This window comes from Leucobacter aridicollis (assembly GCF_013409595.1).
Lineage (GTDB): Bacteria > Actinomycetota > Actinomycetes > Actinomycetales > Microbacteriaceae > Leucobacter > Leucobacter aridicollis.
Genome location: NZ_JACCBD010000001.1, coordinates 767,729 through 791,703 on the forward strand (window position 1 = coordinate 767,729; position 23,975 = coordinate 791,703).

At 68.3% G+C, this 23,975-nt stretch carries 25 protein-coding genes; 17 read left to right on the top strand and 8 right to left on the bottom strand.

Annotated elements, in window-relative coordinates; all coding sequences use genetic code 11:
* The first annotated feature begins 186 nt into the window (after positions 1–186).
* On the top strand, positions 187–630 hold the full coding sequence (locus BJ960_RS03410) for a hypothetical protein (protein WP_202229175.1): 444 nt from the start codon (positions 187–189) through the stop codon (positions 628–630).
* Positions 627–824: a hypothetical protein gene (locus BJ960_RS03415; protein ID WP_185986267.1), complete on the top strand. Its 198-nt coding sequence runs from the start codon at positions 627–629 to the stop codon at positions 822–824. The genes BJ960_RS03410 and BJ960_RS03415 overlap by 4 nt, the downstream gene beginning before the upstream one ends.
* Here BJ960_RS03415 and BJ960_RS03420 read toward each other — a convergent pair.
* From BJ960_RS03420 to BJ960_RS03430, 3 genes are all read right to left on the bottom strand, one after another.
* Positions 821–1,756: a bile acid:sodium symporter family protein gene (locus tag BJ960_RS03420; protein ID WP_185986268.1), complete on the bottom strand. Its 936-nt coding sequence runs from the start codon at positions 1,754–1,756 to the stop codon at positions 821–823. The two genes, BJ960_RS03415 and BJ960_RS03420, sit on opposite strands and share 4 nt — an antisense overlap.
* Before the next feature lie 120 nt (positions 1,757–1,876).
* On the bottom strand, positions 1,877–3,535 hold the full coding sequence (locus BJ960_RS03425; protein ID WP_185986269.1) for an ABC-F family ATP-binding cassette domain-containing protein: 1,659 nt from the start codon (positions 3,533–3,535) through the stop codon (positions 1,877–1,879).
* Between the two features lie 213 nt (positions 3,536–3,748).
* Complete coding sequence (locus tag BJ960_RS03430) at positions 3,749–5,188, bottom strand: carboxylesterase/lipase family protein (RefSeq protein WP_185986270.1); 1,440 nt, start codon at positions 5,186–5,188, stop codon at positions 3,749–3,751.
* A gap of 222 nt (positions 5,189–5,410) precedes the next feature.
* Here BJ960_RS03430 and BJ960_RS03435 point away from each other — a divergent pair, with 222 nt between their 5' ends.
* The 10 genes from BJ960_RS03435 to BJ960_RS03480 all read left to right on the top strand — a co-directional run bounded on the left by BJ960_RS03435 (position 5,411) and on the right by BJ960_RS03480 (position 14,695).
* Positions 5,411–6,013 (top strand): NADPH-dependent FMN reductase, encoded by a 603-nt coding sequence (locus BJ960_RS03435; protein ID WP_185986271.1) that lies wholly within the window; start codon positions 5,411–5,413, stop codon positions 6,011–6,013.
* A 113-nt stretch (positions 6,014–6,126) separates the two neighbouring features.
* The gene (locus BJ960_RS03440; RefSeq protein WP_185986272.1) at positions 6,127–7,041 is read left to right on the top strand and encodes an alpha/beta fold hydrolase; all 915 of its coding nucleotides are present in this window, start codon (positions 6,127–6,129) and stop codon (positions 7,039–7,041) included.
* 121 nt (positions 7,042–7,162) lie between these two features.
* Positions 7,163–7,834 carry a response regulator transcription factor gene (locus BJ960_RS03445; protein WP_185986273.1) on the top strand — a complete coding sequence of 224 codons (672 nt, stop codon included), beginning with the start codon at positions 7,163–7,165 and terminating at the stop codon, positions 7,832–7,834.
* A gap of 3 nt (positions 7,835–7,837) precedes the next feature.
* The gene (locus BJ960_RS03450; RefSeq protein ID WP_185986274.1) at positions 7,838–9,247 is read left to right on the top strand and encodes a sensor histidine kinase; all 1,410 of its coding nucleotides are present in this window, start codon (positions 7,838–7,840) and stop codon (positions 9,245–9,247) included.
* Complete coding sequence (locus tag BJ960_RS03455) at positions 9,240–10,226, top strand: TAXI family TRAP transporter solute-binding subunit (RefSeq protein ID WP_185986275.1); 987 nt, start codon at positions 9,240–9,242, stop codon at positions 10,224–10,226. Before BJ960_RS03450 ends, BJ960_RS03455 begins: the two co-directional genes overlap by 8 nt.
* A 200-nt stretch (positions 10,227–10,426) precedes the next feature.
* Positions 10,427–11,173, top strand: a complete 747-nt coding sequence (locus BJ960_RS03460; RefSeq protein WP_185986276.1) for an amino acid ABC transporter ATP-binding protein — start codon at positions 10,427–10,429, stop codon at positions 11,171–11,173.
* Between the two features lie 53 nt (positions 11,174–11,226).
* A complete protein-coding gene (locus BJ960_RS03465; protein ID WP_185986277.1) occupies positions 11,227–12,138 on the top strand; it encodes a glutamate ABC transporter substrate-binding protein in 912 nt (303 codons plus the stop codon).
* Between the two features lie 79 nt (positions 12,139–12,217).
* The gene (locus BJ960_RS03470) at positions 12,218–12,874 is read left to right on the top strand and encodes an amino acid ABC transporter permease (protein ID WP_119283222.1); all 657 of its coding nucleotides are present in this window, start codon (positions 12,218–12,220) and stop codon (positions 12,872–12,874) included.
* On the top strand, positions 12,871–13,797 hold the full coding sequence (locus BJ960_RS03475) for an amino acid ABC transporter permease (RefSeq protein WP_237463623.1): 927 nt from the start codon (positions 12,871–12,873) through the stop codon (positions 13,795–13,797). Before BJ960_RS03470 ends, BJ960_RS03475 begins: the two co-directional genes overlap by 4 nt.
* A 124-nt stretch (positions 13,798–13,921) precedes the next feature.
* Positions 13,922–14,695 carry a TSUP family transporter gene (locus tag BJ960_RS03480; protein WP_202229198.1) on the top strand — a complete coding sequence of 258 codons (774 nt, stop codon included), beginning with the start codon at positions 13,922–13,924 and terminating at the stop codon, positions 14,693–14,695.
* Between the two features lie 172 nt (positions 14,696–14,867).
* Here the strand turns inward: BJ960_RS03480 and BJ960_RS03485 are convergent, their stop codons facing one another.
* The 3 genes from BJ960_RS03485 to soxR form a co-directional block, all read right to left on the bottom strand.
* Entirely contained in the window at positions 14,868–15,908 is a 1,041-nt protein-coding gene (locus BJ960_RS03485; protein ID WP_185986280.1) for a hemolysin family protein, read from the bottom strand.
* The gene (locus tag BJ960_RS03490) at positions 15,905–17,269 is read right to left on the bottom strand and encodes a hemolysin family protein (RefSeq protein ID WP_185986281.1); all 1,365 of its coding nucleotides are present in this window, start codon (positions 17,267–17,269) and stop codon (positions 15,905–15,907) included. Before BJ960_RS03490 ends, BJ960_RS03485 begins: the two co-directional genes overlap by 4 nt.
* 344 nt (positions 17,270–17,613) lie before the next feature.
* Positions 17,614–18,066: a redox-sensitive transcriptional activator SoxR gene (gene soxR / locus BJ960_RS03495; RefSeq protein ID WP_121075618.1), complete on the bottom strand. Its 453-nt coding sequence runs from the start codon at positions 18,064–18,066 to the stop codon at positions 17,614–17,616.
* Positions 18,067–18,170: 104 nt separating this feature from the next.
* On the opposite strand from soxR, the gene fdxA reads away from it, so the two are divergent.
* The 5 genes from fdxA (at position 18,171) to BJ960_RS03520 (ending at position 21,930) form a co-directional block, all read left to right on the top strand.
* On the top strand, positions 18,171–18,500 hold the full coding sequence (gene fdxA / locus BJ960_RS03500) for a ferredoxin (RefSeq protein WP_119283428.1): 330 nt from the start codon (positions 18,171–18,173) through the stop codon (positions 18,498–18,500).
* On the top strand, positions 18,500–19,852 hold the full coding sequence (locus BJ960_RS03505) for an FAD-dependent oxidoreductase (RefSeq protein WP_185986282.1): 1,353 nt from the start codon (positions 18,500–18,502) through the stop codon (positions 19,850–19,852). Before fdxA ends, BJ960_RS03505 begins: the two co-directional genes overlap by 1 nt.
* The gene (locus BJ960_RS03510) at positions 19,849–20,454 is read left to right on the top strand and encodes a flavin reductase family protein (RefSeq protein ID WP_185986283.1); all 606 of its coding nucleotides are present in this window, start codon (positions 19,849–19,851) and stop codon (positions 20,452–20,454) included. The genes BJ960_RS03505 and BJ960_RS03510 overlap by 4 nt, the downstream gene beginning before the upstream one ends.
* Before the next feature lie 70 nt (positions 20,455–20,524).
* Positions 20,525–21,124, top strand: a complete 600-nt coding sequence (locus BJ960_RS03515) for a superoxide dismutase (protein ID WP_121075609.1) — start codon at positions 20,525–20,527, stop codon at positions 21,122–21,124.
* Positions 21,125–21,225: 101 nt separating this feature from the next.
* Positions 21,226–21,930 (top strand): SDR family NAD(P)-dependent oxidoreductase, encoded by a 705-nt coding sequence (locus BJ960_RS03520; protein WP_185986284.1) that lies wholly within the window; start codon positions 21,226–21,228, stop codon positions 21,928–21,930.
* A gap of 96 nt (positions 21,931–22,026) precedes the next feature.
* On the opposite strand, the gene BJ960_RS03525 is transcribed toward BJ960_RS03520, so the two are convergent.
* Together BJ960_RS03525 and BJ960_RS03530 are read right to left on the bottom strand one after the other, a co-directional pair.
* Complete coding sequence (locus BJ960_RS03525) at positions 22,027–22,698, bottom strand: response regulator transcription factor (RefSeq protein ID WP_185986285.1); 672 nt, start codon at positions 22,696–22,698, stop codon at positions 22,027–22,029.
* Positions 22,695–23,948, bottom strand: coding sequence for a sensor histidine kinase (locus BJ960_RS03530; RefSeq protein WP_185986286.1), 1,254 nt, complete (start codon positions 23,946–23,948; stop codon positions 22,695–22,697). The genes BJ960_RS03525 and BJ960_RS03530 overlap by 4 nt, the downstream gene beginning before the upstream one ends.
* Positions 23,949–23,975 lie beyond the last annotated feature (27 nt).

Consider the following 23,975-nt stretch of genomic DNA (forward strand, 5'->3'; position numbering starts at 1 on the left):
GTGGCCCCGCCCGTCAGCGCCGACGGGCGGACCGGGCGGCCGGCCCACCCCGGGGTTCCGGGGCGGGCCGGCGGTCCCGCAGACACAACAAGCTGAACGACACATCAGACCTGCTGAGGAAAGGCTGTTAGGATTTCGCAGAGAAATGGGGCGCACCCCGCTGCCGAAGCTCAAGCAGGAGAGTCAATGGCTATCGCGAACACTGAGACCGCACCAGCTGGCGTTGCTGACACGACCGAGGCGCCGGTCCCCGAGGTCAAACGCTCGGCCGCAGACCGCTTCATGCGCCGCCTGCTGCGCGTTGAGGGCGCGAAGAAGACGCCGTTCATCAACCGAGACGCGCACCGAAACTTCCGCGTCGCGCTCATTATCTCGGGCGTGCGGTGCCTCATCACCTATCTGCTGATCCCGATCCTCGTCCCGATTCTCGGCGTCGCAGGCGTGCTCGCCGCGCCGATCGGGATCGCGCTGTGCGTCGTCGCTGCGGTGAACGGCGTCGTCAGCGTCCGCCGCTTCTGGATCAGCGACCACCGCGGTAAGTGGATGTACACCTGGTTCATCGTGATCGTCTTCGTCATCCTCACGATCGCGATGGTCTCCGATATTGCACGGATTGTGAGCCCCGCATGACCCCCAACGACAGCACTCAGCACGAAGCGGCTCAGGTCGCCGAGACCGTCGCGGCCGACGCCACGCAGCCCGCCGCCGAACTCGTCGACGACAACCCCGAGCAGGTGCCCGCGAAGGCGTGGGTCACCATGGGGCTCTTCGCCGTGTTCGTGATCGCGTTCGGGACCTGCGCCTCGACCTTTATGTTCAACTAGGCCCGGCCGGCGCCGCCCGTGGGCTGCGCCGCGTCGGATGCCGCGTCACTGTGCGCCGCATCTTCGTGAGCGTCCGCGCGCCGATACGCCGCCCGGAGCCCGAAGCCGAACGCGAGCGCAACGAAGAACATGAGCACGCCGTAAACCGCGGCGGGAAGAGACAGCTCGGTGTTGCCGAGCACCGTCTGCGCGATGACGATCGCGAGGGTCGCGTTATGGATGCCGATCTCGAACGAGCTCGCGATGGCCTGCGTCCGGCCGACCCGGAAGAGCCGCGGCACGAAGAATCCGACGCTCAGGCTGAGGAGGCAGAACAGCACCGTGATCAGCGCGAGCTGACCGAGGTTTTCGAGCAGCATGTCGAGGTTTGAGACGATCGCGCCGGCGATGACGACGATGAGGATCACGACCGACGCGACCCGCACCGGTTTGTCCATCGTGTCCGCGAAGGACGGCCACTGCCACCGCACGAACATGCCGATCGCCACCGGGAGCAGCACGATCGCGAACACCTCGATGGTCTTCGAGAGCTGCAACCCGAGCGTGTCACCTCCAGGCATGAAGTAGGCGATCGCGAGGTTCGTGATGAGCGGCAGCGTGAACACCGCGATGACCGAGTTCAGCGCGGTGAGCGAGATGTTCAGCGCGACGTCGCCGCGGAACAGATGGCTGTAGAGGTTCGCGGTCGTACCGCCCGGCGAGGCGGCGAGCATCATCATGCCGACCGCGAGCACGGGCGAGAGGTCGAACGCGAGCACGAGCCCGAAGCAGAGCGCGGGGAGAATGAGGAGCTGGCAGACGAGCGCGATGAAGACCGCCCGCGGGTGCTTCGCAATCCGGGTGAAGTCTCCGACGCGGAGGCTGAGGCCGAGGCCCAGCATGATGATGCCGAGGGCGACGGGGAGTCCGATGGTGGTCAACGCTGATCCCATAGCCACAGTATGAACGATGCCGACGCAAAAGTCTCGCATTGGGGGAGGACAGCGCTTGGTGTGCTTGCGCTGCCCTCCCCAGTTCCGCGCCGGGGGCTTGGGCGCCAGAGGGCCGACCCGCTACACGGCAGCCGGGCTGAGCGTGAGCTGCGGCCAGCCCGCGACGTCGCGCAGGAGCTGGCGATCGTGTGACGACAGGAGCACCGCGGCATCGGTCGCGCCGAGCGCCTCGGTGAGCTCGTCGACGAGTGCGATCGACAGGTGGTTCGTCGGCTCGTCGAGCAGCAGCACGTTCGGTCGCGCCGCGAGGACGAGCGCGAGGTCGAGCCGCCGCTGCTGGCCCATCGACAACTCGCGAACGCGCTTTCCCGACTCCGCGGGGCGCAACAGTCCGAGCTGCGAGAGCCCGATGGCCTCGTGCTCGCCCAGTATGCCGCGGGCCACGAGCCCGCCCATGGCGTCCGCGAAGACGTCGGCGGCTCGTCGATCTCCCGGTACCTGCGACTCCTGTCGGAGCCACCCGATCCGCGCGTCCCCGTGGGCGCGCACGCGACCCGACGTGGGCTCGAGCTCACCCGCTGCGACCGCGAGCAGCGTCGACTTTCCGGCCCCGTTCGGTCCTGTCACGACGAGCCGGCTGGCACGGCTGAGCGCGAGCGATACCGGGCCGGCGAGCCGCCCCGCGACGCTGACACCGTCGACAGTGAGGAGCTCGATGCCGGCCGGCGCCGTGAGGTCTGGGAACGCGAACGCCTGCGGCGGCGGTGGGAGGGTCACGGCGTGGGCGTCGAGCGCTTCCTGCCGACGGTGCACGCTCTGCACCAGGCCCCCTGCCCGGGTCGCGCGGGCATGCTTCCCGGTGCCCTTCTCCGGCCGCCAGCCCGACACAAGCCGGTTCTGGGCGCTCGACAGGCTCTCCTGCAGCCTCGCCGCCTCGGCGCGCTGCCGCTCGTACGCCTGCTCCCAGCGTGCCCGCTCGGCGATCCTGCCCTCGCGATACCCGGCGTACCCGCTGCCGTAGACCCGTGGGCGGTCGTCAGGCGTTGGATCGAGATCAACGATCGTCTCGACGGCGTCGGCGAGGAGCGCCCGGTCGTGACTGACGAGCACGACCCCGCCGGGGCGCTGCCGAACCTGCGCCGTGAGAAACTCAAGGCCGCTGCGATCGAGGTGGTTCGTCGGTTCGTCAAGCAGGAGGAAGTCGTGATCCGCGCCGAGGAGGCAGGCGAGGCGCACGCGGTAGCGCTGCCCGACCGACAGTCTGTCGAGCGGAGCACCCGTGTCGGTCTCCGCGCCGAGCGCCTCGAGGGCGACGGTCACCCGCCGCTCCGCGTCCCAGGCATCGAGGGCCTGGGCCGCCTCGAGCGCCTCGGCGTAGACCGTCTCTGCAGCGGCGTGCTCTCCGGCCGCAGCGCCACCCGCCGCGAGCGCGGCCGCCGCGGTGTCGAGGGCGGTGAGGGCCGCCAGCGGCCTGGCGATCGCCTGGGCGACGGCGGTGCCGACAGTCGCGCCAGGCGCGGCGGACATCTCCTGCTCGGCGAGGCCAAGCGTGCCGATCCGCCGCACCGACCCCTCGTCGGGGCGGATGGTGCCGGCGAGCGTGTGCAGCAGCGTCGTCTTGCCGCGGCCGTTCTCTCCGACGATCCCGATGCGCGACGTCGGGGAGACGACGAGATCGACGTCGGCAAGGACGCGGGTCGCGCCGCGCAGCACGGTGACTCCGGCTGCGGTGATCTGGGCGCGTTGGCGCGCCGGAATAGCGTGTTCAGGGGTGTGCATTGGATTCCTTCTCCAGGGCGCACGGCAGCGCGGCTGCAGGGTGCGCACATAACGGTGACCCAGCGGGTCAGAGCTGTGCTTGCCGCACTCGGATGACTCGACGAGGGGCAGGCGCAGCGACCGTTACAGGAAGAAGTGGTGATGCATAGTTCCAGGGTACAGGACGGCCTGCGACGCGCAAGGGGCGTGCGGGCCGTCCTGACAGTCTGGGTGTTAGCTCAGCGCGTCGACCACTGCCGCCCGGCGCTGGGGAATGGTCACCGACTCGGTGTTGAAGACGCGAGTCGACCGGCCGTCACGAAACGCGGGCCAGCCGGGGTTCCCGTCGCGGATGAACGCCACCCAGGCGGCGTGCATCTCGGCCCCGAGCGCGGCGGGGGCACCGTCGCCGTTGAGTCGCCGGGCATCGTCGTCCTCGAGCAGATCGAAGGCGAACGCGATGTCGAGCGCGTGGGCCGCCCGGAGGTCGCGGACGGGGCTCTCCCACGCGAACTCATACACGAACGTGGGGGCGGTGCGCGCCTGCGCGAGCCTGGTCGCGGGCGCCCGGAGCAGTCGATCCGTGACGATCTGACCGAGCCGCTCGCCGGGAGAGGCCGCCGGGAACGCCGCCCGCACCGCGCGCGCCGCCGCGCCTGGCACGCGCATGGCGAGGCGTGCGAGCCACGCCTTCGCGGATCCGATGCCGGCGACGGCCTCAGGCGTGAGCCAGAGGCGGTACTCGTCGGTGTTCGTGCCGATGAGGATCGGGATCTCGACGCCCGTGAGCGCCGCATCGGGCGACGCCGGGAGCGACTCGGGATCGACCGCGAGCGCGTACCCAGGGGTCCCGCCGAGCGGGGACCCGCCCGCAGCGATCTCGGCACGGGCCCGGAGCAGCTCGGCGGGGTCAACGGCGGCGAAGCCTGCCCGCGTTGCGGGGACGCCGAGGCGCTTCGCGATCGCGTCCGAAGCGCGGCGTGCCTTCTCGGGAGCGACCGCCTCGAGCGGCCCGGACTGGATGATCGCGCCGGCGACCTTGGCGCGCGCGGCCGGCTGCGAGAGCAGGGCCGCGACGAGCGCTCCGCCCGCGGACTCGCCCATGACGGTGATGCGGGCCGGGTCGCCTCCGAACGCCGCCGCCTCACGGTGCGCCCAGTCGAGCGCCAGCTGCGCGTCGCGCAGCCCGAGGTTCAGCGGGGAGCCGTCGAGCACGCTGAAGCCCTCGGCGCCGAGGCGGTAGTTCGCCGAGATGAACACGATCCCGTCGCGCGCGAACGTGCTGCCGTCGTACCCAGGTTGGGCCGCTGCGCCACGCTCGAGTGCGCCGCCGTGGAGCCAGAGCACGACGGGCGCCTGCGTCGCGCGCGCCGGCGCCCAGACGTTGACGGTGAGGATCTCGGTGCCCTCGATCGTGGGCACCTTGATGAGCTCGCCGAGGTCGCCACGGTAGGGCGATTGCGGGGCGGTTGGGCCGAATTCGGCCGCTGCGAGCGGCTCGGACCAGGCCGCGGGCGGCTCCGGCGCCGCGAACCGCAGCTCGCCGAACGGCGCCCGCGCGTAGGGGATGCCGAGGAACCTGTGGATGCCGTCTCGAGTGCGACCGCGCACCTCGCCGAGCGTGGTCGTCGCGGTCGCCGTGCTGGCGCTGTGCTGTGCGTGGGCGTCTCCCATGAAGCCTCCTCCGTTGGCTCCAGAGTATTCGGTTGCCCAGGCTTCGGGCTAGCCTTCGCGAACCTCAATGTGTCACGCACACACGGGTGTTCCTGACGTACGAAAAGATACGGTGCGCGGCCGGGAATGGAAGCGCCGCGGAAGCGTTGAGTGCATCTGGGCCGTGCCGTTCGTGGCACCACGTTTCGATCTCACAGCGCCCGCTGAAAGGATGCACCTCGCATGACCACCTCCTCTGACACGCAGCTCATCAAGATCATCGTCGGCAGCGTGCGCCCGGTGCGCGTCGGCGACCAGATCGCCGCGGCACTCGCCCCCGTGCTCGCTGATATCACCGGAGCCCGCGTCGAGATTGTCGACCTCGCAGAGGTCGGCCTGCCGATGCTCGACGAGCCGCTCATGCCCGCGATGGGCCAGTACGCGCACGAACACACGAAGGCGTGGAGCGCCGTCGTCTCCGAGAGCGATGCGGTCGTCTTCCTCACCCCGCAGTACAACGGCGGCTACCCGGCATCGCTGAAGAACGCGATCGACTTCCTGTTCCACGAGTGGAAGGCGAAGCCGACCTTCATCGTGAGCTACGGTGGCCACGGCGGGCCGGCCGCGGCCGCGCAGCTCGGCAGCGTGCTCGAATTCATCGGGTTTGACGTCGTCGCCCCGAGCGTCGAGATGACGCTGCCGCGAGAATCGTACGGCGCAGACTGGCGACTCACCGACGCCGAGCCCATCGTCGCCGCGCACGCGGAGGGCCTTCGAGTCGCTGGCGAAGCGCTCAGGGCGAAGCTTCACGAGCGCGCCGAACTGAGCGCGGTAGCCGGCGTCTGACGCCCGCGGGCAGCGCCGGGCACGCTGGCATCTCGCAGCCGGATGCGGCAGAGTCGAGGTGACGAGTCGGTCGGCAGCCGAGCCGGCCGGCGTGGACGAAAGGTCGACCCGCAATGGCGCGCATCACCGACGAACAGCAGTTGCACGACCTGCTCGAACCAGACGGCGAGCGGTTCTGCGAGATCTCGACGGGGAGGGTGAACTACTCCCTCCTCGGCACGCCGCTGCGGGGGACGGTGCTGCTCATCGCCGGGCTCTCGATGCACCGCACCGCCTGGTCGCCCGAACTCATCGCCGGCCTGCACGCGGCGGGCTACGCGACGCTCGCCGCCGACAACCGGGACGCCGGCCTGACCGACGCCTCAGGCCGCCACGCCGGGCTCGGGGCCGGCGACGAGTTCCGCGCAGCGTACGGACTCGTCGACATGGCCGGCGACCTGCGCGAGCTGATCCTCGCGCTCGACGTCGGCCCAGTGCACGTGGTCGGCATGTCCATGGGCGGCATGATCGCCCAGCACCTCGCCTTGCTCGCGCCCGAGCTCGTGAGCTCGCTCACGTCGGTCATGTCGACGACGGGCGACCGCGCCGTCGGCAGACCGCAGCAGGAGAGCAAGTGGGTGTTCCTCACCCCGGCGCCCACCGACAGCCGGGAGGCATACCTCGCGTTCTCGGAGCGCTACCACGCGGCGCTCGCTGGCCCGCACTACCCAGACTTCGAGCGGGCGCGCGAGACCGCAGAGATGACCTGGGCGCGTGGCGTCGACCTCGCGGGCACCGCGCGGCAGCTGCAAGCGATCCAGGCCGACGGCGATCGCACGGAGCGACTCCGCAGGGTCGCGACGCCGACGCTCGTGGTGCACGGCGATGCGGATCCGCTCATCGGCATCTCAGGCGGGATCGCGACGGCGGCCGCGATCCCCGGGGCGCGCCTCCACGCCATCGAGCGGATGGGGCATTCGATCCCCTGGCAGTGCGCGGGTGAGCTGACCGACGCCGTGGTGGCGCACGCAGGCGCGGCGAGCGCCTAGCCGTTTCGGGTGAGCGCGGCACGACTTTCTCGCGCGAAGATTGCGTGACGCGCGGCAGACAGCTGCGCCCGGCTACGCTGGAAGCACAGCAGTCCAGCCGAACCGCCCAAGAAAGCACCTCATGAACATCCTGATCGTCGAAGACGACGCCCGCGTCGCCGAGGCACTGAGCGCGTACCTGCGCCAGGCCGGCTACACGACGAGCCGTGCCGCGGACGGGGCATCCGGGATCGAGGCAGTCGGGCAGGACACGGAAGCGGTGATCCTTGACCTCGGGCTGCCCGACATGGACGGGCTCGACGTCTGCCGGCGCATCCGCGGAGTGAGCAGCGTCCCGATCATCATCGCGACCGCGCGCAGCAACGTCGAGTCGCGGATCAAGGGGCTCCACGCCGGTGCCGACGACTTCGTCGTGAAGCCCTACGACGTGCGCGAGCTTATCGCCCGCATTGAGGCCGTCACGCGTCGCGCGCGCTCGGCCGCGCCCTCGCCAGACGAGAGCTCGAACGTCGAGCTCGACGGGCTCTACATTGACTTCGCCAATCGGCTCGTGCTCGCCGACGGCGAGGCCGTCGAGCTCACCCCGAAGGAGTTCGACATCCTCGCCGTGCTCGCGCGCTACCCGGGAGTCGTGACGCCGCGCGACCGTATCATCAGGGAGGTCTGGGGCACCGACTGGACAGGCTTCAGCCGGTCGCTCGAGGTGCACGTTGCCTCGATCAGGCGCAAGCTCAACCGGCCGTCGCTCATCGCGACGGTGCGCGGCGTCGGGTACAGGCTGACGGCAGGCTAGCCCGTGCGCAAGCGCCTCTTCGTCGTCTTCCTCGTGCCGATGACAATCATCCTGCTCGTGCTCGGCGGCGCGTACGGCTGGAGCGCCGCCCGCGCCATCCAGCAGCAGGCGTCGTCCCAGCTGCTCAGCGACGTCGTGTACTTCACGACGGGGTCGAGCCAGGCGCTGCGAGCCGGCGATCCTGCGATGATCGAGACCGAACTGCGGCGCTACGGCTCCCTCTACGGCGCGCAGGTCGTGGTCTTCGACCGCTCGGGCGCGGTCTGGGCCTCGAGCGTGCGCACCCCGATCCTGAGCGAGGCGTCCGCCGACGAGGTGAGTCTCGCGCTCTCCGGCAGACGTGGCGAACTCGTGGGGGAGCGGCTGCCGTGGGCAAAGGGCGAGACCGTCATCGTCGAACCCGTGTTTGACGACGGGAGCGTCATCGGCGCGGTCCGCATCTCCGCGAGCACCGAGGCGCCCCGGCGCGAGATCCTCACGCAGTGGGCGGCGCTCCTCGCCGTCAGCGCGCTCATCATCGTCGCGCTCGTGTGGGCGGTGAACCGGCTCGCGCGGTGGGTGCTGCGGCCCCTGCACCGCCTCGACAGCGCAATGGCTGCCATCGAGCACGGCGAGATGGGCGCCCGCATCGACGACGAGACCGGTCCGCCCGAGGCGCGCCGGATGGTGCGCATGTTTAACCAGATGGCCGACGAGATCGAGCGCGTAATGACCAGGCAGCAGGAGTTTGTGATGAACGCCTCCCACGAACTGCGCAACCCGCTCGGCGCGCTGCTGATGCGCGTCGAGTACCTCGCGACCGGGCTCGACGAGGGCTGGATTGACGACATCGAGAACGCGCGCGAGGAGGGCCGGCGTATGACCCGGATCCTCGACACGCTCCTGAACGTCGCTCGCGACGGCAAATCGGACTCGGCGTTTGTTGCCGTCGACCTCGCCGACCTCGCAGACGAGCGCGCGTCGGCCTGGCACGACCGGGCCGCGGACGGGTGGGTCGTGTTCCACACCCGGACCGAGCCAGGCGTGTTCGCCGTCACCGACCGCATGGCCGTCGAAACCGCCCTCGACGCCATCATCGACAATGCGCTGAAGTTCGCACCGCGGGGCAGCGTCATCGATCTGACGGTCGCCTCCGTCGACGGCGCCCACACGATCTCGGTTCGGGATCGTGGCCGCGGGCTGGAACCCGAGCAGCTCGAGCAGGCAACAGGCAGGTTCTGGCGCAGCCCTCAGGATCAAAACGTTCCGGGATCCGGGCTCGGACTCGCGATCGCGTCGGACCTCCTCGACGCGCTCGGCGGCAGCCTCACCCTGTCGTCTCCCGAGGGCGGTGGGCTCGAGGTGACGCTCCGCCTGCCCGCGAGCGGCGGGGCAGGGATCGCAGATCAAGAAGCTGAGGGCAGGGATGCGTAGTGGCACACAGGCACGGCGGTCGCGAGCGCGGGGCGCGTCGTGGCTGCTCGCGCTCGCCCTCGTCGGAGCCCTCGCCGCGTCGGCGCTCGCGGGCTGCGGGTCGCCGGCGCGTGACTCCGGCTCGCACGTGATCGCCGGCGGCGTCTCGACCGGCATCTACTACTCCTACGGGGGCGCGCTCGCCGACAGCCTGCGAGACGACGGCTTCGACATCACGGTCGCGGCCACGGGCGGCTCCGTGGACAACCTGCTCCGCGTCGGCCGCGGGGAGGCCATCCTCGGCTTCGCCCAGGCCGACGCCGCGGCCGACGCGATCTCCGGCGTGGGGGCCTTCGACGTGCCGCTGCATATCGAGGGCGTGGCGCGCGTGTACGACGAGTACGTGCAGGTCGTGGTGCCCGCTGACTCGCCTGCCGAAGCGATTCCCGATCTCGCCGGGCTCCGCGTCTCCGTGGGGGAGGTGAACTCGGGCGTGACGGTGATCGCCGACCGCGTGCTCCGCGCGGCCGGGGTCGAGCAGGGCGACTTCGTGAGCGCGAAACTCGGCCTCGAGGACTCGGTCGACGCGCTCGCGCGGGGCGAGATCGACGCCTTCTTCTGGGTCGGCGGCGTGCCGACGCCCGGCATTGCTGCACTCTCGGAGAAGACACCGGTCAAGATCCTGCCGATTCAGCCGGAGACCGTCGAGAAGGTGAACTCGGGTCACGCCGGCGTCTATCGTCTCTCGGACTTCCCGCTCGGCACGTACGGGACGACGGAACCCGTCGAGACGATGACGATCCCGAACTACCTCGTCACTTCGGCCGATGCGCCCGAAGATGTCGTCGCCGAGCTCACCAGAACGCTGTTCGAGTCGCGCACCGCGATCGCCCGCACCGTTCCCGCTGCGGCGCTGCTGGACCGCCGCCAGGCGATCTTCACGAGCCCGCTGCCGCTGCACGACGGCGCCGCGCGCTACTACGTGCAGAGCCGTAAGTAGCGCTCGCAAACCTCAAGGAATGCTCAAGACGAGGCTCAAGATACCCTCAACGGCCGTGACTTTGGAGATTGCCGCTTACTAGCGTGGGGCTGATCGGTTCAAGGGCGAGCAACGCTTCGCGCTTCGAACCTGGCAACCCAAGTAGTGTGCCGACGCAGCGCAGCCCGCGCTCGCGGTCAGGATCCAAAGGTGGAACATAGATGAGTGCGAGCGAACCGCTGGTCGTCGTCGAGAACGTGCAGAAGCACTACGGTGATTTTCAGGCGCTGACCGACGTAAACCTCACGGTGAACCGTGGCGAGGTTGTCGTGGTGATCGGCCCCTCAGGCTCCGGCAAGTCGACGCTCTGCCGGTCAATCAACCGACTTGAAACGATCACGAGCGGCTCGATCCGGATCGACGGCAAGGAGCTCCCGGCCGAGGGCAAGGGGCTCGCGCGGCTCCGGGCCGAGGTCGGCATGGTGTTCCAGTCGTTCAACCTGTTCGCGCACCTCACGATCCTCGAGAACGTCACCCTCGGGCCCATCAAGGTGCTCGGCAAGTCCAAGGCCGAGGCGAACCGCGAGGCGATGGAGCTCCTCACACGCGTCGGCGTCGACAAGCAGGCGTCGAAGCTGCCCGCGCAGCTCTCAGGCGGCCAGCAGCAGCGCGTCGCGATCGCGCGCGCCCTCGCTATGCACCCGAAGGTGATGCTGTTCGACGAGCCGACGAGCGCGCTCGACCCCGAAATGATCAACGAGGTGCTCGACGTGATGGTCGGCCTCGCCAAGGAAGGGATGACGATGGTTGTCGTCACCCACGAGATGGGGTTCGCCCGGAAGGCCGCCGACCGCGTCGTCTTCATGGCCGACGGCCACATCATCGAGTCGGCAACGCCCGACGAGTTCTTCACGAACCCCCAGAGCGACAGGGCAAAGGACTTCCTGTCGAAGCTCATCACGAACTGACCCAGCGGGCCTCCCACCCGGGCGGCCCGGAACCCCCATCGAAAGGAACGCTCATGCGATTCAAGAAAGCTTTTGCAGCAGCTGGTCTCGTTGCGGCCGCAGCGCTGGCGCTGACCGGTTGTAACAGCGGTAGCCCCGCGGCACCCGAGGGCGGCGACACCACCGCCCCCGCCGAGACCAGCACCCCGTGGACCGTGGCCGAGGGCTTCACGCTCGAGGGCAGCCCGACCTTCGACAAGATCGAAGAGCGCGGCAAGGTCGTCATCGGCGTCAAGGAAGACCAGCCTGGCCTCGGCTACTACGACAACGTCACGAAGGAGCGCACCGGGTTCGACGTCGACATCGCGCGCTGGATCGCGGCCTCGATCGGCCTCGACGAGGACAAGATCCAGTACAAGGCAATCGCGTCCGCAAACCGCGAGCAGGCGATCGTGAACGGCGACGTCGACTACTACGTCGGCACCTACTCGATCAACGACAAGCGCAAGCAGGAGATCGACTTCGCCGGCCCGTACTTCATCACCGGCCAGGGGCTGCTCGTCCGCTCGGACGACACCGACTACCAGAAGCTCGAGGACCTGAACGGCAAGACCGTCTGCTCCGCGACTGGCTCGACCCCGATCCAGAACATCAAGGAGAACTTCACGGAGATCAAGCCGCAGGAGTTCGACCTGTACTCGGCGTGCGTTGAGAACCTCGTGAACGGCCAGGTCGACGCGGTCACCACCGACCAGGCGATCCTCATCGGCTACGCGGCGCAGCAGCCCGAGGAGCTCAAGGTCACGAGCGGCCCGGTGTTCACCGAGGAGCAGTACGGCGTCGGCCTGGCCAAGGGCGACGACGCGTTCCGCGCGCACATCAACGACCTCTTCACCGAGGGCGGCGACATCTGGCAGCAGATCTTCGACCAGAACCTGGGCGAGTCGGGCATCAAGGTCGACCAGCCCAAGGTTGACGCCTACTAAGTAGCGCGTACACCGCACGAATGCCCGGGGGCGGGAGCCACCCCCGCCCCCGGGCGCCATCTTCACAGAAGGAAGACGAATGGACGTCATCTTCGGGAACCTGGATCTCTGGGGGACCGCGATCAGGAACACGCTGCTCGTGTTCTTCGGCGGCGGGGCGATCGCCCTCGTGCTCGGCCTGATCGTTGGGGCCATGCGAGTCTCGCCGGTGCCCATCGCGCGCGGTGTCGGCACCGTCTACGTGAACCTCATCAGGAACACGCCCCTGACGCTGGTGTTCTTCTTCTTCGTGCTCGGCTACCCGGCGCTCGGGCTCGGCAGGATGAACCTCACCGTGCTCGGCATCATCGCGATCGGTGTCTACACGGCCACCTACGTGGCTGAGGTCATCCGCGCCGGCATCAACACCGTTCCCGTCGGGCAGGCCGAGGCCGCCCGCGCGATCGGCCTTCCCTTCGGGCAGGTCATGACGAGCGTGATCCTCCCGCAGGCATTCCGTTCCGTCGTCCCGCCCATGATGAGCGTGTTCATCGCGCTCCTCAAGAACACAACGGTCGCGGCCGGGTTCTCGATCGCCGAGCTCGCGCAGCTGCGCGCCGCGATCAACGATTCGGGCGACCGCCCGGGCAGCCCCATGGAGGTCCTGCTCTGGGTCGCCGCAGTCTTCGTCGCGATGGTGATGCTGCTGAGCCTCCTGCAAAACCGGCTTGAGAAGAAATGGAGGATCGCGCGATGACCGCATCAGTGCTGTACGACGTTCCCGGTCCGAAAGCGATTCGCCGCAACCGCATCCTCGCGGTGGTGACGATCGTTGTCGTCGCCGCCGTCATCGGCTTCCTGCTCTACCGCTTCTACCTCACGGGTCAGTTCACCGCGAAGAAGTGGGGCCTCTTCACCTATTCGACGATCTGGGAGCAGATCCTTGGCGCGCTTGGCAAGACCCTCGCAGCCTTCGGCGTCGCCGCCATCGGCAGCCTCATCCTCGGCTTCGTGCTCGCGATCGGCAGGCTCTCCGACCACAAGTGGGTGCGGGTGCCAGTCACGACGGTGACCGAACTCTTCCGGGCCATGCCCGTGCTCATCATGATGATGCTGCTGTACTACGGACTGCCGTCGGTCGGCGTGAAGATGGAACCCTATTGGGCGGTCGTCATCGCGCTGATCGTGTACAACGGCTCCGTGCTCGCCGAGGTGATCCGCGCCGGCGTCGAGTCCCTGCCGCGTGGCCAGAAGGAAGCCGGGTACGCCATCGGGCTGCGCAAGAGCGGCGTGATGCGCCTGATCCTCATGCCGCAGGCAGTGCGCGCCATGCTCCCCGTCATCGTGTCCCAGCTCGTCGTGACGATGAAGGATACGGCGCTCGGCTTCATCATCACCTACCCCGAACTCTTGTACCTCGCGAAGCAGTTCAGCTCGAACGTGCAGTTTGGGCGGCCGCTGCTTCAGTCGGCCTTCGTCATTGGCGGCATCTACATCGTGATGTGCTTCATCCTCTCGGGGATCGCACACTACCTTGAGCGGCGACTGCGCAGCGGCGGACGCGGCACCGGAGACCCGGGTCTTTCGGTCGGGCCGGGGCTCGCGCAGGGCGGGCCCGACCCGCGAATGCACGAGGGCGGCACCGTCACCGAGGTACTCTCAGTACAGGGCGGAAGATAGCGACAACGGGCTCCGCAGTGCGGGGCCCGTTTCGCGCTGCCCGGCGGACATGTGTCGCCACACCACCAACTCCACACGCTGAGAGGTCACACCCATGAGCCAGATGGCCCTGTCGCTCGCGCTCATGCCTGAGGGGCTCGACTGGGGCGGGCTCGTGCTGCTGCTCCTCGCCGCCTTCGCCGCAGGCTGGGTGGACGCGGTGGTCGGCGGCGGCGGGCTCATTCAGCTGCCTGCGCTGCTGCTCGTGCCCGGCATCGCGCCGGTCCAGGCGCTCGCGACGAACAAGCTCGCGTCAGTGTTCGGGACGGCAGCGAGTAGCGTGAGCTACTACCGGTCCGTGCGCCCGAGTCTCAAGACCGCCCTCCCGATGGCAGCGATCGCGCTCGCCGCAGCCGTGGGCGGCGCCTCACTCGCGGCGTTTCTCCCCGCCGAGGTGTTCACCCCGATCATCATGATCGCCCTGGTTGTCGTCGCACTCATCACGATCTTCAAGCCCGCGCTCGGCGCCGTCACGAAGCTCAAACACTCGGGCGCGAAGCACGTGGTGCTCGCGGGGCTCGCCGGGGCGGCCATCGGATTCTACGACGGGCTTATCGGACCCGGGACTGGCACGTTTCTCGTGATCGCGCTCGTCGCGTTACTCGGCTACGACTTTCTCATGGCGAGCGCGCAGGCGAAGATCGTGAACTTCGCGACGAACCTCGGCGCGCTGCTGCTCTTCATCCCGCTCGGCGCAGTGCTGTGGCCGCTCGGCATGCTCATGGCTGTCGCGAACGTGGCGGGCAGCGTGCTCGGTTCCAAGATGGCGATCGCCCGCGGGGCGCGGTTCGTGCGGATCCTGTTCCTCATCATCGTCGCCGCGCTCGTGGTGAAGCTCGGCTTCGACCTCTGGGGGTAGGTCCTGCTGGCTGGCCTGCTTGGCCTGCTCAGCCACGTCCAGTCTCTCCAACCTGCCGCTGGCGCCCGTCTCACCGACCATCCGTATGTGATCGGCCCAAGATATGCCTTCCCCGTGGGGCTCCGGCATATCTTGGGCCGATGACAGTTCTACGGTTCGCGGAACACCAGCGTTAGCGCTGGGCTGCGTCCTGCACTTCGCCGATGAGCTCCTCGACGATGTCCTCAAGGAAGAGGATGCCCGTCGGGGTGCGGTGCTCGTCGGTGACCCGCGCGAGGTGACTGCCGTCAGAGCGCAGCAGCGTCAGCGCGTCCTCAAGCTCTGCGCTCGCTGCGACGTCCACAAGATCGCGGAGCCGGTCGGCCGGAATGGGGGAGTCCCGGTGCTCCGCCGAGCTGAGATCGAGCACGTCCTTGATGTGCACGTACTGGACCGGGGCGCCGTCGCCGGCCGCGACGACGAACCGGGAGAAGCCGTGCTTCGCCACGGCAAGCTGCACGTTGCGCGGGGTTGCCGAGGCGGGGAGCACGACGAGCGACTCGAACGGGAGCACGACGTCGGCCGCGGTCTTCTCAGTGAACTCGAACGCCGCGGTGACCGTGCCCGACGCATCGACGAGCGTGCCCTCAAGCGTTGACTGCTCAACGATGTTCGCAACCTCGTCGAGCGTAAACGCGCTCGTCGCCTCGTCCTTCGGCGTCACCTTGAACAGCCTGAGGATCCCGTTCGCGACCCAGTTCAGGCCACGAATGAGCGGGCCGACAATGCGCGAGACGAACACGAGCGGCGGCGCAAGAATGAGCGCTGCCCTGTCGGGGACCGAGAACGCCATGTTCTTCGGAATCATCTCACCGAACACGACGTGGAGGAACGTCACGAGCGCGAGGGCGACGCCGAACGCCACGCCCGTCACCATCCCCGGGGTGAGCCCGGTCCACGCGAGCGGCACCTCAAGCAGGTGCTTGATCGATGGCTCCGACACATTGAGGATGAGCAGCGAACACACAGTGATGCCAAGCTGGCTCGTCGCGAGCATGAGGGTCGCGTGCTCCATCGCCCACAGGGTGGTCTTCGCGGCACGGCTGCCAGCGGCCGCTCGGGGCTCGATCTGCGAGCGTCGCGCAGAGATCACGGCGAACTCAGCTCCGACGAAAAACGCGTTTACGGCGAGCAGTACGAAGAGCCAGATCAGGCCAGGAATGTACTCGCTCATCGTGCGTGCTCCGTCGTCGTTGCGGTGGGCTCGGCGGCGTCAGCCGCGCCGGGCTCTGCGGGGGTTGGGGTGAATCTCAGTCGTTCGATTCGAGCGCCTGAGACGGCCTCAACCTCGAGCGTGCCGTCGGCAATCTCGACGATTTCGCCAACCTCGGGGATGCGCTCAAGCATTGTGAGGAAGAAACCGGCGACGGTGTCGTACTCCTCGTCTTCTGGAACGCGGATTCGGGCCCTGGACCACAGTTCGTCGGGCCGGAGCGCGGCATTGAAGAGGACCGAGTCTCCGTCAGGAATGATGTCCTCGCTCAGGATCGACGGGTCATCGTGCTCGTCGAGCAGCTCGCCGAGCAGCTCTTCGATCAGGTCCTCAAGAGTGACGACGCCGGCGGTTCCGCCGTGCTCGTCAACGACGACCGCGATCTGGTAACCACGGTCGCGAAGGGCGCCGAGCAGAGTATCGGACCCTGCGGACTCGGGAACGCGGAGCATCGTCGAGGTGATCGATTTCACGGGCGCACTTGCGCGCCGCTCGTCGTCAATCGCGAATGCGGCCTTCACGTGGGCGATGCCGATGATGTCGTCGATGTCGTCGCCGTAGACCGGGAAGCGCGAGTGGCCGCTCTCAATCGAGGCGTCGATCACGTCCTGCACGGATGCCGTGCTCGGGAGCGCGACAACGCGAACTCGGGGAGTCATGACGGCGTCGGCGGTGCGGGTCGAGAACGTCAGCGTCCGGTGCAGAATGTCTGCATCGTTCGCGTCGAGCAGGCCCTCGGTCGCCGAACGGCGAATCAGGTAGCCGAGTTCCTCGGCGCTGCGCGCGGCCGAGAGCTCCTCCTTCGGTTCGATGCCGAACGATCGGATCACCCGATTCGCCGTGCCGTTGAAGAACAGGATCACGGGTTTCAGAACGAACGTGAACGCGAGCTGGAACGGAACGACGATCTTGGCGGTCGCGAGTGGGACGGCGAGCGCGAAGTTCTTGGGCACGAGCTCGCCGATGATCATCGAGAACAGCGTCGCGAGCGTGATCGCCACGACGGCGCCGACTCCGGGGATCACCGCCTCTGGCAGTCCGATGCCGCTGAGCGGTGCACGGAGCAGCGAGCTGATCGCCGGCTCGAACGTGAAGCCCGCGAGCAGCGTCGTCAGCGTGATGCCGAGCTGCGCGCTCGAGAGGTGCGTCGACGTGACGCGTAGGGCTGAGATCGTGAGCCGGAGGCCCTTCTCGCCCTGCGCCTGGCGCCGTTCAAGGTCGCTGCGGTTGAGGTTAACGAGGGCAAACTCCGAGGCGACGAAGAATCCGGTGCCCACGGTGAGGAGCACGCCGATGACGATTCCCCAGATCTCGGAACTCAATGCTCACCCCGCATTCGAGCCGCGTTTCGCGGCCGGGCTGGGGTGAGCTTGGGTCTATGACAATCATCCATGCTTCGATCATAGGAAATGTTGCGGGCGGGAAAACTGAGATTTTGCCTCGAACAGCCCTGAAGTGTCGGCGGTAACCCATGGGATCTGCAATCCGAAGCCCGAAGCGTCCCTGTTTCGCCATTGCGGGTGCAGATCCCATGGCCAGCGCAAGAGCAAGGTTGGGCCGCAGCCGCAGATCCCATGGCTAGCGCAAGGGCAAGGTTGGGCCGCAGCAGCAGTAGCCGCAGCCGCAAGCTCGAAACCGCAGCCGCAGGCTCGAAGCCACGCCGTGGCTAGACGGGGATGCGCCGCGCGCCCGCGCCCGTGTCGCCGAGCGCATCGTCGGGGTTCAACAACGAGCACGCCTTCATCGACAGACAGCCGCACCCGATGCAGCCCGTGAGCTCCTTCTCGAGCTGTTCGATGCCCTTGCGGCGCTGCTCGAGCACCTTCTTCCACTCGCGGGAGGCGCGCTGCCAGTCCTCGTGGGTCGGCGGGCTTGAGAGTGGCACGTTCTTGAACGCGTCCTTCACGTCTTCGAGGGGAATGCCGAGCCGTTTGGCCACCGAGATGAGCGCGACGCGGCGCAACATGTACCGCGGGAAGCGGCGCTGGTTGCCCGCCGTGCGCTGCGACGCGATGAGTTCGAGGCGCTCGTAGTAGTGCAGTGCAGATACCGGCACGCCGGTTCGGCGACTCATCTCGCCGATGCTCAGGAGCTCTTCCGGGGTGTGAACCTGTTCCATGACGCCTCCGATTCGCAGCGGGCTTGACCTCAACCTTGGTTGAGGTTTTAGCATAGCTCATGGGCCTCGAAACCGGGGCTCATGGTGTGACGAGGGGGATAGCCGTGACGTATGTCATCGCGCTGCCGTGCGTGGATCTCAAGGACAAAGCGTGCATCGACGAGTGTCCGGTCGATTGCATTTACGAGGGTGATCGGATGCTCTACATCCACCCCGACGAATGCGTCGACTGCGGCGCCTGCGAGCCGGTCTGCCCTGTCGAAGCGATCTACTACGAAGACGACCTTCCCGGCGAATGGCAGGAGTACTACGGCGCGAACGTCGAGTTCTTCGACGCCGTCGGAGCGCCAGGCGGCGCAGCCCGCACCGGCCCCATCCCGGGCGATCACCCGTTCATCGCGGCCCTACCACCTCAGGAGAGTGCACTGGCATGATGCCGAACCGTTCCGTCGCAATCATCGGCGCGGGCCCCGCAGGGGTCTACGCCGCCGACATCCTCCAGGGCCGCGACGAGCAGGTGCGCATTGACCTGTTCGAGAAGCTCCCCGCACCGTACGGTCTCGTGCGCTACGGGGTCTCGCCCGATCACCCGCGCATCAAGAAGATTCAGGACGCGCTGCACGACGTGCTCGAGAACCCGCGCATTCGGCTCGTATGCAACGTTGAGATTGGTACCGACGTCACGATCGCGGAGCTGCGCGACGCGTACGATGCCGTCGTGATCTCTACTGGAGCCGACCGCGACGTCGACCTGGCCGTGCCCGGCGCTGAGCTTCCGGGCTCCTACGGCGGGGCGGACTTCGTCGCGTGGTACGACGGTCACCCCGACGCGCCCCAGCAGTGGCAGCTGTCAGCCGAGTCTGTCGCGGTGATTGGTGCGGGAAACGTCGCGCTCGACGTCGCCCGGATGATTATCACCCACCCGCACCAGCTCGAGCAGACCGACATCCCCGACCACGTCGAGGCAGCGTTCAGGCAGAACCCGGTGCGCGACCTGCATCTGCTCATCAGGCGCGGCCCCGCCGACGTGCGGTTTTCCCCGATGGAGCTGCGGGAGCTCGGCGCGCGCGAGGATGTTGACGTGATCGTTGATCCCGCCGACATGGAGCTCGACGAGCACGCTGAACGCATGGTCGCTCAGTTCAATCAGCGTCGCATCATCGTGAAAACGCTCACCGAGTGGGCACACCAGGATCCGGCGACCCTTACCGCGTCACGCCGCGTGCACCTGCACTTCTTCCAGCAGCCGTCGCGGATCCTCGGAACGGATCGCGTCACCGCGATCGAGATGGAACGCACCCAACCCGACGAGCTTGGACGCATTACCGGCACCGGCGAGACCGTGCAGCACAACGTTGGTGCCGTCTACCGCACCATCGGCTACCGCTCGACGCCCGTGCCAGGGGTCCCGTTCGACGACGCGACGGGCACGATCCCCGACGACGCCGGCCGCATCCTCGACGCCGACGGCGAGCCGATCCCCGGGCTGTACGCGACCGGCTGGATCCGGCGCGGACCGGTCGGACTCATCGGCTCGACGAAGTCCGACGCTGCCGAGGCGATCGACAGCCTGATCACCGACCTCGCGGCGCGGCCAGGCGCGGCGCCCGAGGGCGCGGCCGATGCGCTCGTCGCCCGCCTCACCGACGCCGTCGGTTGGGACGGCTGGCTGCGGATCGACGAGGCCGAGAAGCGACTCGGAGCTGAACGCGGTCGCGAACGCACGAAGATCGTCACCCGCGAGGCACTCATGAACCACGCACGAGAGATGGAGCACACGAGATGAGCCAGAACACCGGGCACGGTACGGGCCCGAGCACGAGCCAGGACGCGGACAGCGCCACCACTGCGGAAGTGTCGGAGGTGCTTGCAGGCGCCGCAGCGAGCCACGCGGCGGACCTCGCGACGAACTTCAAGAATGCGTTCAGATATCACCCGGCAGGCGTCGCGCTCATCACGGCGAGCACGCCCGAGGGACCCGTCGGCCTGACCGCGTCGAGCGTCGCATCCGTCGCAGTCGATCCGGCCGCGCTCGTCTTCTCGGTGACGCGCACCACTGGCAGCGCCGGCCTGATCCTCGCCGCCGACTCGTTCCTCGTGCACCTGCTTGATGCCGAGCACGCGCCGATTGCACAGCAGTTCGCCGTGTCGGGCGGTGAGCGCTTCACCGAGGCGCAGGGCTGGGCGACGCTCGCGACCGGCGAGCCGCACCTCGCGAGCGCCCGGTCGGCGCTGCGGGCGCGCACCCTCCGGCAGATCCCCGTCGGCGACTCGATGCTCGTCGTCGCCGAGGTGCTCGAGATCCACACCGGCCCCGAGGACCCCGCGGCGAGCGTGCCCATGGCCTATCGGGATCGCGCATTCACCAGACTCGGCGAACGGCTCTAGCGGCGGGGGAGACCCTGACCGCGGGCCAGCCGCCCCGACTCACCACAGATTCAACGAAAGGAACACTCACATGTCCGTCTACACCCTTCCCGACCTGCCCTACGACTACAGCGCGCTCGCGCCGCACATCTCGGGCCGCATCATGGAACTGCACCACTCGAAGCACCACCAGGCATACGTGACCGGCGCGAACACCGCGCTCGAGCAGCTCGCGGAGGCCCGCGAGTCGGGCAACCTCGCGAACGTGAACAAGCTCGAGAAGGACCTGGCGTTCAACCTCGGCGGCCACATCAACCACAGCATCTTCTGGGAGAACCTGTCGCCGAACGGCGGCGGCGATCCCGAGGGGGACCTCGCCGAGGCGCTCGGCACGCACTTCGGGTCGCTCGAGCAGTTCCGCGCGCACTTCACGGCAACGGCAATGGGCGTGCAGGGCTCGGGCTGGTCGGTGCTCGCGTGGGATGAACTCGGGAAGCGCCCCGTGATCTTCCAGCTCTTCGATCAGCAGGGCAACGCGCCGCTTGGCGTCACCCCGCTGCTGCAGCTCGACGTGTGGGAGCACGCGTACTACCTCGACTACGAGAACGTTCGCGCCGACTACGTCAAGGCCTTCTGGAACCTCGTGAACTGGGAGGACGTTGCGCGCCGGTTCGCGGCTGTCCAGAAGTAATCGCACAGCACTCTCGCTGCGCAGGCAGGGCGCGGTCGCTCACGAGGCGGCCGCGCCCTGCCATTGGTATTGCACAACCACACGAACCCGAGGGGAACGAAATGTCAGTCGTGATCATTGGAGCGAGCAGGGGACTCGGGCGTGCGCTTGCCACCGGCCTTGCCGACGCGGGGCACACGGTCGTTGGGGTCGCGAGGACGATCCCCGAGAGCGAGCCGGCCTGGATCGCGGCGGATCTCGCGCGACCGTCCGAGGCGGCGGAACGCATCGCTGCGGGAATAGGGGACGACGTCGACACGATCATCTGGAACGTCGGGATCTGGGAGCGTCAGGCGTTCACCGACGCGTATGACTTCACGGCGGCGGGGGAAGCGCACGACGCCGAGGTCGAGACGCTCATCACGACGAACGTCACGGCAGCGGTGATCGTGCTGCGGCGGCTGCTCCCAGCGCTCCTCCGTCAGGATCGGCCCCGCGTGATCATCACCGGCTCGACGTCGGGGCTTGCCGGGAGCGGCCGACCCGAGGTGGCGTTCGGTGCCTCGAAGCATGCGATCCACGGCATCGCCGACGCGTTGCGCGAGGGATACCGGGCCGACCGGCTCGCCGTGACGACGATGCAGCTCGGCTATCTGAACACGGAGGACGGGCTCGACGTTCCCGAGCTGGATGCCGCTGCGCGCGGGGCGGGAACCCTCATCCCCGTCCACGACGTCGTGAAGATCGTGCGCACGCTGCTTGAACTCTCACCGGCAGCGTTCGTGCGGGATCTGACGCTCCCCGCGATCCTCGACGAACGCTTCTAGCCCGACGGCGATCCCGCGCTCCGCCGCCGGGCGTCGGCCTGGCCGCCGGGCGTCGGCCTGGCCGCCGGGCGTCGGCCTGGCGGCCCGGCGCAGGGCTCAGGCGCCGGGAACGAGGAGCCCGCTCTCGTACGCGAGGATGACGAGCTGCGCGCGGTCGTGGGCGTAGACCTTCGCCATGATGCGGTTCACGTGCGTCTTCGCGGTGTGCGGCGAGATCACGAGTTCCTCGGCGATCTCTTGATTCGACCTGCCGCGCGCAACAAGCAGCAGGACCTCGTGCTCGCGCTCCGTGAGCGAGGCAAGCTCGGGCGGCAGCGAGCCACCGGGTGCTCGCTCCGGCGGCGTCGCGATGTAGCGTGTGATGAGGCTGCGCGTTGCTGCGGAGGACAGCAGTGCGTCGCCTTCGTTGATGGCGTGCACCGCCCGAATGATCTCCTCGGGCTCGGCACCCTTCCCGAGGAAGCCGCTCGCACCGGCCCGCAACGCGGCGACGACGTGCTCGTCCTCCTCGAAGGTCGTGAGGATGAGCACGCGTGTTCCCGCGTTGTCGGGGTCACCGCAGATTTCGGTGGTCGCGGCAATCCCATCGGTGACTGGCATGCGAATATCCATGAGCACGACGTCAGGCCGCAGCGCGGCGGTCTGCGCGATCGCGTCGGCGCCATTGACGGCCTGGCCGACTACCTCGATGGTCGGGTCGCCACTGAGAATGTCGCTCACGGCCTGGCGGATCAACGATTGGTCGTCTGCGATGAGTACTCGGATCATGCGGGTTCCCCGCTCTCGTGTGAGTCGTGCGGTTCGGCGCCACGTGGCAGGGTGGCGGCGAGGGTGAATCTGTCGCGCAGCGACGTGATCTCGACACTGCCGCCGACCGCCGCGACGCGCTCGCGGATGCCCGTCAGTCCGAGCCCGCCGCGGTGCGGGTCTCGCTGGTTTGGGGATCGGTCGGAGACTGGATTCGTGATGCTGATCGAGAGGGTTGTGCCAGCCGCGGTGATGCTGAGATCAGCCTCGCCACCCGCGCCGTGTTTGAGCGCGTTCGTGAGCCCCTCTTGCACGATCCGATACGCGACGGTGCCGGTTGTGGGGGCGATGCGGTCAAGGTCGCCGGTCGTCGTCGCGCTCACTCGCAGACCGGCCGCGGCGAAGCTCGTATAGAGCTCGTCAAGGTCTTTGATACCGCGCTGCGGCGCGGCGTTCGCGTCTGGGTCGGCGCCGCCCGCGCCGGGGTTGGCCGAGTCGGCACGGAGGTACTGCAGCAGGGTGCCGATCTCGGTGAGCACGAGGCGTGCCGAGGTTCGGATCGTGCCGAGCGATGCGCGGGCTTTCTCGGGCGCGGATCCGAGCGAGCTCGATGCAACCCCGGCGTTCAGGCTGATCACCGAGATCTGGTGGGCGACGGTGTCGTGCAGATCCTGGGCGATCCGCAGGCGCTCCTCGGCGACCCTGCGATGTACTTCCGCCTCGCGGGTCTGTTCGGCTCGCTCTGCCCGTTCGGTCGCCGCCGCCACGAACTCACGATGCGAGCGCGAGCTGTCGCCGAGGGCTGCAGCGACTGCGATGCCGGCGGCGATTTGGAAAATGCTGGGGTCGATGACGCCGAACTCGGCCACGGTCACCGAAAGCACGACGACGAGGGTGGTCGCGGCCCCGCCAACCGCGAGCGTCGTACGTCTGTCGGTACCGCTTCCGACGCTGTACGCAGCAAGGACCGCGACGATCCCCACTCCGGTCGCGGGCGCGTGCAGCGCAATCATCGCGCAGAAGAGCCCGAGGGCCGCTGAGAGGGTCAGGATCGAGAAGCGCCGCCGCAGCGGGATGAGCAGGATGGCGCCGAGGAGCACGATCAGCGGGAGGCCGTCAAGGAGGGGGCCGCGAGGCCCGCCAGGGTGGGGTGCCCCCAGCCCCATGCCCGGACCAGGTACGAGCGTCGTCACGACGGCGACGAGCGCGCCCAGCAGGTCGCCAGCCCACGAGGGGATTCGCAGGGGAGATCTGGTGGGAGGCGCCGACATAGCACCATTGTCGCAGGGGGACGGCAG